This is a genomic window from Jatrophihabitans cynanchi, from assembly GCF_027247405.1.
GTDB classification, from domain to species: Bacteria; Actinomycetota; Actinomycetes; order Mycobacteriales; family Jatrophihabitantaceae; genus Jatrophihabitans_B; species Jatrophihabitans_B cynanchi.
In genome coordinates, this window is the sequence record NZ_CP097463.1 from 753,661 (window position 1) to 766,366 (window position 12,706).

A 12,706-nucleotide genomic window follows, 5' to 3' on the forward strand; every position below is an offset into this window, starting at 1 on the left:
GCGTGACGCTGGCCGCTGAGCTGTCGTACGTGTACCCGCGGCCGAACCGCGTGCGCCTGCTCTTGCAGCGCTTCGCGGCGACCCGGGCGGGGGCCTGGTGGTTCGCCAAGACGCTCGCGCCCATGGACCGGGCGCTGGGCCGGCTGTCCAACGGCCGGCTGACGGTGCCCGCGCTTCTTGCCGGACTGCCCGTGCTGGTGCTGACGAGCACCGGGCGCAAGAGCGGGCTGGCCCGCCGCACGCACCTGATCGCGGTGCCGGTGAACGGCACCCTCGCCCTGCTGGGCACCAACTTCGGCCAGCCGCGCACGCCGGCCTGGGTGCTCAACCTCGAGGCCGAGCCACGCGCCACGGTGACCCATCACGGGGTGACGCGCGCGGTCGTGGCGCGCCCGGCGTCCGACCGTGAGCGCGAGCAGGTGCTCGCCGCCGCGGCCACCGTGTACGGCGGCTACCTGAAGTACCAGCAGCGCATCACCGGGCGCACGCTGCGCATCTTCCTGCTGGAGCCGGCCCCGTCCGACTGACCGACGGACGCCCGGCGGCGCACACGGCGCTCGGCGTGATCTTGTTGCTCGCGGTGGGCATCGACGCGTGGTCCCGGCTGCGCAAGCGCTGATCGCCGCTGCGACCTAGGCGGCCGGATCCCTCGGGGATCGGGTGCCGGGCGATCCCGGGAAGGCGATGTCGTGGCGCCAATCGGGGCGAGAACTGTGGTGCGCGCGCCAATAGAGTTCGGCAATGTCGTCTGGATCGAACGCGGTGCCCGGCGCCACGGGACCTCCGACGGTGACGGTGGCGACCCGGACCCCGACCGGCGCGTACTGCTTGTCGAGAAGGACCGCGAGCGCGCGTACCCCGGCCTTGCCGAGCGACAGCGATGTGTACGCAGGATCCGGTTCCGGCATGCCGCCCGTGATCAGGTACGTGCCGCCGCCGCGCCGAGCCATCGCGGGCGCCACATGGGCAGCAGCCGTGATCGCGCCGACGACGTTGACCGCCCAAGCCTCGAGATGGCGCCGAGTTGCGAGCTCGCCCGGTGTGTCTGCCTGGATCATCCCGGCGTTGTAGACGACCACCTCCGGCGGCCCGAGCTGCGCGATCGCGGTGTCCAGCGCAGTCCGCAGTGCGGTCTCGTCGGCGACGTCGGCGGTCAACGGCACTATCGCAACGTCAAAGCGAGCAAGTTCTCGCGCGATCGCAGCGACCGTGGCGCCGGCGCGGGCGATCACCGCGATCGGTAGCCCTCCGCGCGCGAACCGGCGGGCCACCGCGAGGCCGATCCCGGGCCCGGCTGCGATCACGATCGCGGGTGAGGTTCCTCGTCCCATGTCGCCGACGCTAAACTATCACATCATGTGAGGGTCAAGCCTGGGAGCGCACGCGTGCGAATCGGAGCCGTGTCTCGGGCGGTTGGGGTGAGCGAGCGGCTGCTGCGTTACTACGAGGAGCAGGGGTTGCTGCGTCCCGACCGGCTGCCCAACGGGTACAGGGAATACGGCGCCGCGGACGTCGCCGCGGTTCGCAACATCCGCGCGCTCCTGGCTGCCGGCCTGCCCCTGCGGGTCATCGCCGACGTCCTGCCGTGCGTCTGCGATCACAACGAGCGCATGGTGCCCACCTGCCCGGAGCTCATCGTGGCACTTCGTCGCGAACGCGAGCGCGTCGAGGCTGCGCGGGCCCAATTGGAGACCTCGCAACGGCTGATCGACATCGTCCTGGACGCCGCACCGCCGGAGGTCACAGCAGCCGCCGACCGCCTCCGCGGTTCCTCGCTCACGGCGCCAGGGCATCGGCGAGAGCCTGGCCGGCTTCGCTGATGGCGGCCAAGCTGTCGTCGAAAGGTTGGCGGAGGAACTCGTGGATCATCCCGTTCCAGCGGCGGATCGTGACCGGGACGCCGGCGTCTTCGAGCAGTTCGCCGTATTGCTCCGCCTCATCACGCAGCGCGTCGTACTGTGCGGTGACGATATAGGCAGGTGGAAGGTTCGCCAGATCACCTGCGAGGATCGGAGAAACGGTCGGCAGGGTGCGCTGTTCTTCGCTGGACAGGTAGTTGTCCATGAACCAGAACTGCGTCTCACGACTGATGTTTCCGTACTTGCCGGCGTAGTGCCGGATCGAGAAGTTGCTGCGCCTGAAGTCCAGGTCCGGATAGATGAGCAACTGGAAGGCCAGCCGCGGGCCGCCCTGGTCGCGCGCCATGAGTGCGACCACCGCAGCGAGGTTTCCTCCGGAGCTGTCACCGGCTACGGCGAGCCGACTTGCATCCCCACCGAACTCGTCCGCGTGCTCGGCAACCCACCTCGTCGCGGCGTACGCGAGGTCAGGCGCCTCGGGAAACTTGTGCTCCGGAGCCAACGGGTAGTCGACCGACACGAGGATGCTGCGCGACGCATTGGCCAGCCCACGGGCCAAGGAGTCGTGGGTATCGAGATCGCCGAGCATGAATCCGCCGCCGTGGAAGAACACGGTCACGGGCGCACGGGTGCCCAGAGTCGGCCGGTAGATGCGGACCCTGGCAGCACCAGAGCACGTCTGGATCTCACGGTCCTCGCAAGCGGCCACCTTCGCCCCGGCAGGAAGCAGTTGCGCCATTCGGCGCATCCCTACCCGCGCGCGTTCCGGGCCGAAGGTGTGCAGTTCGGGGAAGTTGACGGCGGCGAGGCGAGCGAGATGAGCCTCGACCTGAGGATGAACGGACACTGCTTGCTCCTCTCGATCGGATGAGACGAGAGCGATCGTTTCGGTTGAACCACGGTTCAAGTCAACGGGGCCGGCCGCGAAGCGAGAGGCAGGTCACATGTGCGCCGCGGCAACGGCCTCATCGGCGAAGGATGCTTTGAAGTGCGGGCAGTCCACCAGTGGCACGTGTGTGCAGGTCGCGGCGTGCATGAGGCTCGCGCGCATGCGCTGCAATCGACTGATGTCGCTGCTCAATTCGCTCGCCTTCGCTGCCAATCGCTCACGCAGGTCGTCATCACTCGGACGTGCCACCAGAAATCGCGCGATCTCGGCGATGGTGAAGCCGGCCTGCTGGGCGCAGGCGATCAGGTTCAACCTCTCGAACACGTCAGGCGTGTAGGCGCGTCGCTGGCCGTTCCGGCCGGCCGGTGTGATCAGCCCTCGCCGCTCGTAGAAGCGAAGCGCAGAGGGCGTCAGCGCCGACAACCGACACACCTCGCCTATGTCGATCAGATCCTCGGGAGCTGCCCCGGTCGGAGGCCTCCCGCCTGAGTTGCCAGCGCCCACTGTCCAGTGCCTCCTGAAGAACTCACCCATGGCTGGATCCGGTGTGAGAGTAGCCAGCGCGTCGGCACGAACGACCCGGGCCGTGACTAGACCGCCGGGTCCTCGTGAGCCGGCAGGCCGGCGATCTGCGCCTCGATGGACGCGAGGTGGGCGGCGAGGATGTCCTCGAACGCGTCGCGGCGGTCTGCGCCGAGGGGACGGACGTCGCGGGCGAAGTAGGAAAGGGCGGGGAAGCGTTCGGGTTCGGCACCGAATACCGCGACACGGAACTGCTCCAGGCCTTGCTCGTACTCCTGCGGCGTGATCGTGCTGATCCCGGCCTCGGAGGAGATCAGCGCGGCGAGCAGGACCACGATGCGGTGGTAGCGCACCGGGATGTCCTGGTCGGGCAGCCCGGACGTCCGCAGCGCCTGCAACACCTCGTCCATGACCATTCGCGATCCGATGCCGCCGGAACCGTAACGTCCCCAGATCGCGGCGAGTTGGGGCTGCTCGCCGAAGGCATCGCGCAGCCGCATGCCCAGGGCCGCGATGCGCTGCTTCCAGTCGCCTTCAGGGCGGTGACTGCTCACGGCGGCCAGCAGGACCCGGTCGGCGACAGCCCGCAACAGCTCGGTCTTGTTCCGAAAGTGCCGGTAGAGGCTCGAGGAGTCCGTCCCGAGCGCGGCAGCGAGTTTGCGCACGCTGAACGACTCGGCGTCGCTCGTGCGCAGCAGCGTCACCGCCGTGTCCAGGATCTGGTCGGCCGACCAGCGCCTGCGCCTGGTCATCGCGCCCCTCTCGCCGGGTCGCGCCAGTCTATGCACTTGCTAATGCACGCACCGCGTGCATTAATGGATGGATCCGCTGCGGGAGGTCCAGCGGGAAGGGAGCAGCACAAATGCGCGCGAGCAGCAGCGCGGTACGCCCGCCGGAGCCGGACTTCTCGGCGATCACCACCGATGAACTGCGCGCCTACCGCGACGCGGAGAACGAATACCGGGCGTCCGAGGCGGCGCGGCAGATCCTCGGCAAGCCGCACGCCGGCGCCGCGATCGGCTGGCAGGATGTCGCACTGCCCGGTCGCGACGTACCGGTGCGCGTCTATCGGCCGGACCGGACCGGAGGCGACGGACCCGCCGCACGATCGCAGTTGCCGCTCGTCGTCCACGTCCACGGAGGCGGCTTCGTGGGTACGGCGGTGCAGTGCGACTGGACCAACAGCTACCTCGCCGCCCGACTGCCCGCGATCGTCGTCTCGGTGGAACACCGGCTGCTGTCCCCCGGCAGCTCGCTCGCCGATGCCGCCGACGATGCGTGGGAGGTACTCCGGCACGTGATGCGGCACGCGAGTCGATGGGCGGTCGACCCGGACCGAGCCGCTGTCTTCGGCGAAAGCTGCGGTGCGCTGATCTGCGCCCTGACCGCGATCCGGGCCCGAACTGCCGGGCTGCGACTCGCCGCCCAGGTGCTGGTCAACCCAGCGGTCGACGTGACCGACACGATGTTCGACTACCCGTCGATCGCCGGGTACCCGGCTACCCCGACCCTGGCCCTGCCCCAACTCCGGCTCATCCAGCGGCTCGGTGTCCCGCAGGGAACCGATGCCACCGCCCTGTCACCGGTGTACGCCGACGATCTGAGCGGGCTCGCCCCGGCGCTCGTGGTGGTGCCCACCCACGACCCGCTAGCCGACCACGGCCGCCGCCACGCAGAACGCCTGCGCGCCGCAGGGACCGCGGTGCAGCTGACCGAATACCCGGGCGCGCAACACGCGTTCCTCACCCTGCCCGGCGTGGCACCACAGGCGCAGGCCGCCCGGGCCGAGATCGCCGGCTTCCTCCGCGCGACCTTGGCGAGGTGACGGGGCAACCGTGCAGCCTCGCACCCGGGGCACCACCGCGCACACGATCGAGCCGAACAGCAGAGGAGTCGCGGCATGAACGACGCATATCAGATCCGTGCCGAAGCGCCCTCGGTCGCGGACTACCGCAGGCTCCGCACCGCCTCAGGCCTCAACGACAAATCAGTTCAGGCAGCAGCACTCGGCCTCGCCGGATCGTGGCACGCAGTCACCGTCACGGCCGGCGCGACCGGCCGGCCGGTCGGTATGGGCCGGATCGTCGGCGATGGTGGCTGCCACTTCCAGATCGTTGACGTCTGCGTGCTACCGGAACACCAAGGCCGTGGACTGGGGCGTCGCATCATGCAGGAGCTGACCGCCGAACTCGACAGGCGAGCGCCGGCGACCGCCTTCGTGTCCCTGATCGCGGACGGTGACGCACACCACCTCTACCGCAAGTTCGGCTTCGTCGACACTGCCCCGGACTCCATCGGCATGGCCCGGACGCGCTGACGGCGCGTCAGCAGTCCCGCAAGCTCAGCTCTCCGGAGATTGATCGACCTCCGACGACCCGGCCCGAGCCGAGTCCCGGATCAGGAACTCTGAAGGATGTAGCCCCAACGGGATTCGAACCCGTGCTACCGCCTTGAGAGGGCGGCGTCCTGGGCCACTAGACGATGGGGCCCCAGAAAGTGCGGTACTGCGCTGATCTTCGGTACTGCGCTGATCTCTCGGTACTGCGCTGGGGTACCAGGACTCGAACCTAGACTAACTGAACCAGAATCAGTTGGGCTGCCAATTACCCCATACCCCAAGGGTCAGCTCGGTCCACGCGTTGCGAACCGGGCCGTCGTGAGACTCTACCGGACTCCCGCGAACGGTTCCAAACCGCCACACCAGCCCTCCGTCAGTGCCCGCCGCGACCGGCAAATCCGGGACGACGGCGGCTGATACCGTCGCCGACGTGTCGGAACCGCCGGGCAAGTGGAACGCGTCGCGGCTGCTCCTGATCGCCGGCGTCGCGGTCGGCGTGCTCGCCGTCGTCAGCTGGTTCACCTTGGACAACCACGGCACGGACGCCACCGGCAACGGCTCGTGCCAGGTGCCGGCCAAGGGCACCGCGGGCACCGAACCGCCGCCCGCGGTGATCAGCACGCTGGCGACGCCGTTCGGGGCCGCCGACGTCACGTTCACCGAGTCCGCGGCAGGTTCGACCGTGTACGGCTACTGCTTCGACGTCGCCGAGGGCCAGCGGCTGATCGACGCGATCGCCTTGCTGCACGGGGACGGGTACACCCAGGCAGCCGGCGACGACGCGACGCGCCAGCAGAACTTCACCAAGGAGGGCGCTCGCCCCTATGGCGTCAGCCTCACCGTGACCGGCGACCTGAATGCGGCCCAGCCGGTGGCCGGTACGCAGGGCGGCGTCTCGATCGTCTGGCAGGACGAGCCGCCCAAGTAGCCGGACGAATACCGCTCTCGCCACGCGCGGGTGTGCTGAAGGCGGTGTTCATCGCTTGACGCGGCGCGCGAAACGCAACCGCAGCACCCGTCGGACGATCTTGTACTGGTCCGCGGCCCGCGGGAACTGCTGCAGCTCGCGTCCCATGCCGAACTTCTTGCGCGTGGTGGCCTTCGGCCGGCTGAACTCGCGCAGCCCGTCGTCGCCGTGGAACCGGCCGAACCCGCTGTCACCCACTCCCCCGAACGGCAGCGAGGGGATACCCACGAACGTCATCACCGAGTTGATCGTGGTGCCGCCGGCGTGCAGCCGGGCGGCGATCTGCTCGCCGTGCGAGGCGGAGAACACCGAGGAGGCCAGGTGAAAGTCGCTCGCGTTCGCACGGCGGACCGCTTCGTCCACGTCCGGCACCGTGTTGATCACGATGACCGGGCCGAACGTCTCCTCGCGTACCGCGGCCGAGTCCTCCGGGACGTCGACCAGCACGATCGGGTGCACGTACGGCGCCTTGATCGACTCGAGCCCGCCGACGAGCGCGGTTCCGCCCCGCTCCAACGCGTCGCTGACATGACGCCGCACGATGTCGATCTGGCCGGGCATCGTCATCGGCCCGTAGTCGGCCAGCTCGTCCAGGCCGACGGTAATGCGCTCGGCGCGCTCCTTCATCCGGCGCAAGAACTCCTCGCGCACCGACTCGACGACGTACACCCGCTCCACGCCGACGCATGCCTGCCCGGCGTGCCAGAAGCCGCCCCAGGTCAGCGCGTCCGCCGCCGCGTCCAGGTCGGCGTCCGCTGCGACGATCGTCGCGTCCTTGCCGCCGAGCTCGAGCAGCACCGGGGTGAGGGTGGCCGAGCAGGCCTGCATCACCCTGCGCCCGGTCGGGACGGACCCGGTGAACGCGATCTTGTCGACGCCGGCGTTGCACAGCGCGGCGCCGGTGGGCCCGAAGCCGGACACCCAGCCGACCAGGCCGGCCGGCGCGTCGGGGTTCGCGCGATGGAACGACTCGACCGCGTAGACGCCCGTCGCGGTGCTGAACTCGCTCGGCTTGACGACGGCCGCGTTCCCGGCGGCGAGCGCGTACGCCATGCCGCACAGCGGTGTGTAGAACGGGAAGTTCCACGGGGCGATCACGCCGGCGACGCCGAGCGGCAGGTACTCGACACTCGCCTCGAAGTTCATCATTGCCGCGCCGGGACGAACGCGGCGGCGCTTGAGCACCCGCTCGGCGTTGCGGGCCGCCCACCTGATGTCATCCAGCCCGGCCATCAGCTCGAACTGCACGTCACCTTTGGGCTTTCCGGTCTCGCGAAAGCCCAGCTCGCAGATCTCGTCCGAGTGCTTGGCCAGCCAGGACACCCACCGCGTCAGGCGCTGCTTGCGGCCGGCGTACCCGAGCTCGGCCCACCAAACCTGCGCCGCCCGCGCTGCGGCGACGACCCCGGCCACGTCCTCGGCCGAGTGCACCGGGTAGCTGCCGACGAGCTCGCCGGTGGCCGGGTTGGTCAGGTCGAAGGTCTGCGCCGTCACGGCGTCGGGGCGAAGCTGAGCGGTCACGGCAGAACCGTCCTCATCACTGACCGGACAGGAATGAGAACACGTTACAGTTTTGCCGTCCGATGCGGCAAGGGCAGCAGCTCAGCCAGGCAGCGCGACCGCCACGGGCGGGGCGGCCGGCGGCGCGGCGACGGAGGGGGTGACCGCGGGCGCCTCGAGGAACGCCACCAGCGGGTCGAGCATCGTCGCCGGCACGTGGCGCCATCCGTGCGGCGCCCCGATGGTGAGCGTGGGCGCCGCGCACGGCTGCACGCGCTCGACGCTGCGGCCGAGCGGAAGCTCGAGCGGCCGAACCTCGGACGTCCCGCCGAGTGCGAACAACCGCCCGCGGTCGGCGTACCGGTCGAAGTAGTCGTGCAGCACGGCCGGCTCGAACGTCCCGGGCCCCAGCACGGCAGGCGGGGCGATCAGCACGACGCGATCGGTGCACTCCGGGTATCGCGCGGCGAAGTCGGCTGCGACGCAGGCCCCCATCGAGTAGCCGACGATCGCGGTGCGCCCGATCCCCAGTACGTCCAGCACGTCGTGGACGAGCCCGGCGTGCGTCGACAGCACCGGAGGGGACGAGGGGCGCACGCTGCGGCCGTGGCCGGGCAGGTCGAGCGTGACCACCTGCCACCTGGACGAGAGCGCGGGAACGACGGCGCGCCAACTGTCCGAGGAACCGCGCGCGCCGTGTACCAGCACGACCGCTCGGCGGGCACGCCCGGCGACCTGCACGTGCACGCCACACAAGTACATGGACGTGTATGTACTCCACCCGGTACCGGCGCGCACGTTGACGCGCCGCGATCGCTCGTGGAACGACCTACCGGACGGCGCCGCGCAGCCTGGCCAACGACCGCTCGCGGCCCAGAATCTGCATCGACTCGAACAGTGGCGGGGACACCGTGCGACCGGTGACGGCGACGCGGATCGGGCCGAACGCGTTGCGCGGCTTCAGAGCGAGGCCGTCGACCAAGGCGCCGCGCAGTGCGGCTTCGATCGTCGCGGCGTCCCACGGCTCGGCCGCTTCGAGGGCCGGCAACGCCGCGCTGAGCACCTCCTGCCCGGGCGCGCCGAGCTGCTTCGCCGCGGCGGCCTCGTCGACGCTGAACGCTGCCTCGTCGACGAGCAGGAACCGCATCATGTCCAGGCCTTCGGCCAGCGTCGCAATGCGCTCCTGCACCAACGGCGCAGCTGCGGCGATCACGTCCGGCAGCACTGCGACGTCAGCGGACCCGTCGGCGAACGCGAGCAACCGTCGGGTGAACTCGGCTTCCTCGAGTGCCCGGACGTAGTGCCCGTTGAGCCAGTTCAGCTTGTCCAGATCGAAGACCGGACCGACCGTGTTCACCCGCGACCACTCGAAGCTCGCGCTGAACTGCTCGAAGGTGAAGATCTCCTCCTCGTCCGGCTGGCCGTAGCCGAGCAGCGCGAGGAAGTTCAGCAACGCCTCGGGCAGGTAACCCTGTTCGAGGAACCAGGTCAGCCGCGCGGCCGGGTTCTTCCGCTTGGAGATCTTGGACTTGTCGCTGTTGCGCAGCAGTGGCATGTGCGCGAACTCCGGCGTCTCGAAGCCGAGCCAGCGGTAGAGCAGCAGGTGCTTCGGCGTGGACGAGATCCACTCCTCACCGCGCACGACATGCGTGATCCCCATCAGGTGGTCGTCGACCACGACGGCGAGGTGGTAGGTCGGGAAACCGTCCGCCTTGAGGATCACCTGGTCGTCCGGCCGGGGCGCGGACACCTCGCCCCGGATGAGGTCGGTGAACGTCAACGCCACGTCGTCCGGCACGAGCATGCGCACGACCGGCGTATCGGTCGTGCCGCCGAGCGCCTTGCGTTCCTGCTCGCTCTTGCCCAGGCACAGCCGGTCGTAGCCGGTCGGCCGCTTGTGCGCCCGCTGCTCCTCGCGCATCCGGGCCAGCCGCTCCTGGCTGCACCAGCACCGGTAGGCTCGGCCGTCCGCGAGCAGTCGGTCGACGTACGGCTGGTAGGTCGCCAGCCGCTCGGACTGGCGGTACGGCGCGTACGGTCCGCCGACGTCAGGGCCTTCGTCCCACGTCAGGCCCAACCAGCGCAGCGTGTCGAACACCTGCTGCTCGCTGTCGGCGCGAAAGCGAGCCCGGTCGGTGTCCTCGATGCGCAGCACGAACCGGCCACCGTGCCTGCGCACGAAGCCGAGGTTGAACAGCGACATGTAGGCCGTGCCGACATGCGGATCCCCGGTGGGCGACGGGGCGACGCGAAGGCGCGGCGGACGTCCGGACGTCATGGCGCAACCACCGGGTTGGTCAGCGTGCCGATTCCCTCGATCTCGACGCTCACCGTGTCACCGGCGACGATCGGGCCGACGCCCGCGGGCGTGCCGGTCAGCAGCACGTCACCGGGCAGCAGCGTCATCACGCCGGAGACGAACTCGATCTGCCGGGCGAGGTCGAAGATCATCTGACTGGTGCGGCCGTCCTGCTTCACCTCGCCGTTGACGCGGGTGGTCAGCCGCAGGTCGGCGGGGTCGAGGCCGGTCACCATCCACGGGCCGAGCGGGCAGAACGAGTCGTACCCCTTGGCCCGGGTGAACTGCACGTCCGAACGCTGCTGGTCGCGGGCGGTGACGTCGTTGGCGACGGTGTACGCGAGCACGTGCTCGAGCGCCTCGGCTCGGGTGACGTTGCGCGCCGGGCGCCCGATCACCGCGGCCAACTCGCCCTCGAAGTGCACCTCGGCCGACGAGGGCGGCAGCCGGATCGGGTCGCCCGAGCCGATCACGGACGTCGACGGCTTGAGGAAGATCAGCGGCGTCTCGGGGACGTCGTTGCCCAACTCCTTGGCGTGGTCGGCGTAGTTGCGTCCGAGCGCGACGACCTTGCTGGGCAGGATCGGCGCGACCAGCCGCACGTCCGGCAGCGCCCACCGGTCGCCGGTGTACGTGACCGGGCCGAACGGATGGCCGTCGATGGCTGCGACGGTGAGGGCGTCGAGCGAGGCGCCGTCGCTCCCCTCCACCGCGCCCCAGGACATGCCCGCGGGCGCCGAAGCCGAACCGGAGTGGACGAACCGAGCGATGCGCACGGTGTTCCACGTTACCGGTCGGCCCGCACTCCCCCGGCCCGGCCACCGCGGGACGTCCACGCGCGCATCACGCATACTTGTGCGGTGAACTCCGCGCTCTCCGGCGTCCCCGTCGCCCGTCGCAAGACCGCCGCCGCGACACTCGCCCTGTTCGCCGTCCTCTTCCTGGCGGTCGGTGCGGTCGCCGCCAGCGGAACCGGCACGGCCCCGGTCCGCGCCTTCGCGGTGATCGCGCTGCTGGTCTCGGCCCTGCTCGGCCTGCTCGCGTGGGGAGTCGCGCACAGCGTGAAGCTCGAGCTGGCCGAGCAGCGGCTGGACGCGGCGATCGAACAGGCCGTCGCGGCGCACGGCGGCACCGCATTGGCCTGCGGCTGCGGACACGATCACGACCCGGACGAGCTGCACGTCACCGACGCCTGCCGGCACGACGGCGCGGGCGAGGCCTGCGAGCACGACTGCGAGACATGCGTGCTCGCCGCGCTGCGGCCGTCCCCGACCGCGACCCGCGGCGAGCGCCTGAGCCGCTGACCTGCTGCCGTCGTCGGTGTCGGTGTCGGCTCCGACACTGCGTTGTCGGTGTCGGCTCCGACACTGCGTTGTCGGTGTCGGCTCCGACACTGCGTTGTCGGTGTCGGCTCCGACACTGGGGCCATGGCCTATGACGAGGAGCTGGCGAACCGGCTGCGCGAGTGCCTGCAGGGCGAAGCCGGTGTGACCGAGAAGCGGATGTTCGGCGGGCTGGCGTTTCTCATCGACGGCAACCTTGCCGTCAGCGCCAGTGGCCAGGGCGGGTTGCTCCTTCGCGCGGACCCGGCTCGTTCGCAGGAACTGGTCGCCGCGCCGCACGTGGAACGGGCGGTGATGCGCGGGCGGGAGATGGCCGGCTGGCTTCGGGTGGCGCCTGAGGCCATTCGGACGTCGCGCCAGCTCACGCGCTGGGTCCGCGTCGGCGTCTGTTACGCCCGCACGCTCTCAGCGCCATGAATGCCACTGCCACCACAGCGGACAGTGGCCGTAGCGGTGTTCATCGAGCGGGCGTGAGCCGGAACGCTCGTGCGCCCGCGGCCCAGGCCAGGTGCAGGTCGTGCGGGTCGGGGTTGCCCGCGGAGTCGAAGCCGATCTTGTTGAAATTGGCGAAGTTGTGGTTATCGCGCGCCATGACGGCGTACGCGGCCACGACCTCGGGCTCGGCGGACAACACCTGCACCTCGGCCTGGCGCCGCCTGCCCTTGAGCCGGATCGTCACGGGTTCGCCGGTCCGCAGGTTGCGGCCCCAGCCGAACGGCGAGCCGATCAGCAGGGCTCCGTCGTGACGGGTGTACGCGACCGGAATCGAGTACCGGCGCCCGGACTTGCGGCCCACGACGTACAGCGTGGGCAGCCGCTTGCCCACCGCGCGGCACAGCAGCGGCGTGCGCAGCAGCCCCCGCATGAGCCGGTTGACCAGCCCCTGCACGGCAAGCTTCTGCGCCCGCGGCCCGTCCGTCGCCGTCTTGTCCACCATCAACGTGCTCCTGTCACCTTGGACCGAATCGGTTCGTCTCTGCTATGACGGC

16 protein-coding genes and 2 tRNA genes are annotated in these 12,706 nt (G+C 70.1%); 7 read left to right on the plus strand and 11 right to left on the minus strand.

Features of this window, described 5'->3' with window-relative positions; genetic code table 11:
- Positions 1 to 2: 2 nt before the first annotated feature.
- Positions 3 to 527 (plus strand): nitroreductase family deazaflavin-dependent oxidoreductase, encoded by a 525-nt coding sequence (locus M6B22_RS03620; RefSeq protein ID WP_269444412.1) that lies wholly within the window; start codon positions 3 to 5, stop codon positions 525 to 527.
- 105 nt (positions 528 to 632) lie between these two features.
- Here M6B22_RS03620 and M6B22_RS03625 read toward each other — a convergent pair whose 3' ends face one another.
- Complete coding sequence (locus tag M6B22_RS03625) at positions 633 to 1,331, minus strand: SDR family NAD(P)-dependent oxidoreductase (RefSeq protein ID WP_269444413.1); 699 nt, start codon at positions 1,329 to 1,331, stop codon at positions 633 to 635.
- 87 nt (positions 1,332 to 1,418) lie between these two features.
- On the opposite strand from M6B22_RS03625, the gene M6B22_RS03630 reads away from it, so the two are divergent.
- On the plus strand, positions 1,419 to 1,820 hold the full coding sequence (locus M6B22_RS03630) for a MerR family transcriptional regulator (RefSeq protein ID WP_331459783.1): 402 nt from the start codon (positions 1,419 to 1,421) through the stop codon (positions 1,818 to 1,820).
- On the opposite strand, the gene M6B22_RS03635 is transcribed toward M6B22_RS03630, so the two are convergent.
- From M6B22_RS03635 to M6B22_RS03645, 3 genes are all read right to left on the minus strand, one after another.
- Positions 1,777 to 2,598 (minus strand): alpha/beta hydrolase, encoded by an 822-nt coding sequence (locus tag M6B22_RS03635; protein ID WP_269444415.1) that lies wholly within the window; start codon positions 2,596 to 2,598, stop codon positions 1,777 to 1,779. The two genes, M6B22_RS03630 and M6B22_RS03635, sit on opposite strands and share 44 nt — an antisense overlap.
- Before the next feature lie 201 nt (positions 2,599 to 2,799).
- Positions 2,800 to 3,282 carry a MerR family transcriptional regulator gene (locus tag M6B22_RS03640; protein WP_269444416.1) on the minus strand — a complete coding sequence of 161 codons (483 nt, stop codon included), beginning with the start codon at positions 3,280 to 3,282 and terminating at the stop codon, positions 2,800 to 2,802.
- Positions 3,283 to 3,338: 56 nt separating this feature from the next.
- Entirely contained in the window at positions 3,339 to 4,022 is a 684-nt protein-coding gene (locus M6B22_RS03645; RefSeq protein ID WP_269444417.1) for a TetR/AcrR family transcriptional regulator, read from the minus strand.
- Positions 4,023 to 4,132: 110 nt separating this feature from the next.
- On the opposite strand from M6B22_RS03645, the gene M6B22_RS03650 reads away from it, so the two are divergent.
- Complete coding sequence (locus M6B22_RS03650) at positions 4,133 to 5,095, plus strand: alpha/beta hydrolase (RefSeq protein ID WP_269444418.1); 963 nt, start codon at positions 4,133 to 4,135, stop codon at positions 5,093 to 5,095.
- A gap of 75 nt (positions 5,096 to 5,170) precedes the next feature.
- Positions 5,171 to 5,587, plus strand: coding sequence for a GNAT family N-acetyltransferase (locus M6B22_RS03655; RefSeq protein WP_269444419.1), 417 nt, complete (start codon positions 5,171 to 5,173; stop codon positions 5,585 to 5,587).
- Positions 5,588 to 5,686: 99 nt separating this feature from the next.
- Here M6B22_RS03655 and M6B22_RS03660 read toward each other — a convergent pair.
- Positions 5,687 to 5,759, minus strand: a tRNA-Glu gene (locus M6B22_RS03660).
- Positions 5,760 to 5,816: 57 nt separating this feature from the next.
- Positions 5,817 to 5,888: transfer RNA gene (locus M6B22_RS03665), tRNA-Gln, on the minus strand.
- 150 nt (positions 5,889 to 6,038) lie between these two features.
- Here M6B22_RS03665 and M6B22_RS03670 point away from each other — a divergent pair.
- Complete coding sequence (locus M6B22_RS03670; protein ID WP_269444420.1) at positions 6,039 to 6,536, plus strand: hypothetical protein; 498 nt, start codon at positions 6,039 to 6,041, stop codon at positions 6,534 to 6,536.
- Between the two features lie 48 nt (positions 6,537 to 6,584).
- Here the strand turns inward: M6B22_RS03670 and M6B22_RS03675 are convergent, their stop codons facing one another.
- The 4 genes from M6B22_RS03675 to M6B22_RS03690 form a co-directional block, all read right to left on the minus strand.
- Positions 6,585 to 8,096, minus strand: coding sequence for an aldehyde dehydrogenase family protein (locus tag M6B22_RS03675; protein WP_269444421.1), 1,512 nt, complete (start codon positions 8,094 to 8,096; stop codon positions 6,585 to 6,587).
- 81 nt (positions 8,097 to 8,177) lie between these two features.
- Complete coding sequence (locus M6B22_RS03680; RefSeq protein ID WP_269444422.1) at positions 8,178 to 8,837, minus strand: alpha/beta fold hydrolase; 660 nt, start codon at positions 8,835 to 8,837, stop codon at positions 8,178 to 8,180.
- Between the two features lie 67 nt (positions 8,838 to 8,904).
- Positions 8,905 to 10,353 (minus strand): glutamate--tRNA ligase, encoded by a 1,449-nt coding sequence (gltX, locus tag M6B22_RS03685; RefSeq protein ID WP_269444423.1) that lies wholly within the window; start codon positions 10,351 to 10,353, stop codon positions 8,905 to 8,907.
- On the minus strand, positions 10,350 to 11,099 hold the full coding sequence (locus tag M6B22_RS03690) for a fumarylacetoacetate hydrolase family protein (protein ID WP_407935634.1): 750 nt from the start codon (positions 11,097 to 11,099) through the stop codon (positions 10,350 to 10,352). The genes gltX and M6B22_RS03690 overlap by 4 nt, the downstream gene beginning before the upstream one ends.
- A 135-nt stretch (positions 11,100 to 11,234) precedes the next feature.
- Between M6B22_RS03690 and M6B22_RS03695 the strand changes: the two genes are divergently transcribed.
- On the plus strand, positions 11,235 to 11,678 hold the full coding sequence (locus M6B22_RS03695; RefSeq protein ID WP_269444425.1) for a hypothetical protein: 444 nt from the start codon (positions 11,235 to 11,237) through the stop codon (positions 11,676 to 11,678).
- A gap of 123 nt (positions 11,679 to 11,801) precedes the next feature.
- A complete protein-coding gene (locus M6B22_RS03700; RefSeq protein ID WP_269444426.1) occupies positions 11,802 to 12,134 on the plus strand; it encodes a TfoX/Sxy family protein in 333 nt (110 codons plus the stop codon).
- 40 nt (positions 12,135 to 12,174) lie between these two features.
- On the opposite strand, the gene M6B22_RS03705 is transcribed toward M6B22_RS03700, so the two are convergent.
- On the minus strand, positions 12,175 to 12,654 hold the full coding sequence (locus tag M6B22_RS03705; RefSeq protein WP_269444427.1) for a nitroreductase family deazaflavin-dependent oxidoreductase: 480 nt from the start codon (positions 12,652 to 12,654) through the stop codon (positions 12,175 to 12,177).
- Positions 12,655 to 12,706 lie beyond the last annotated feature (52 nt).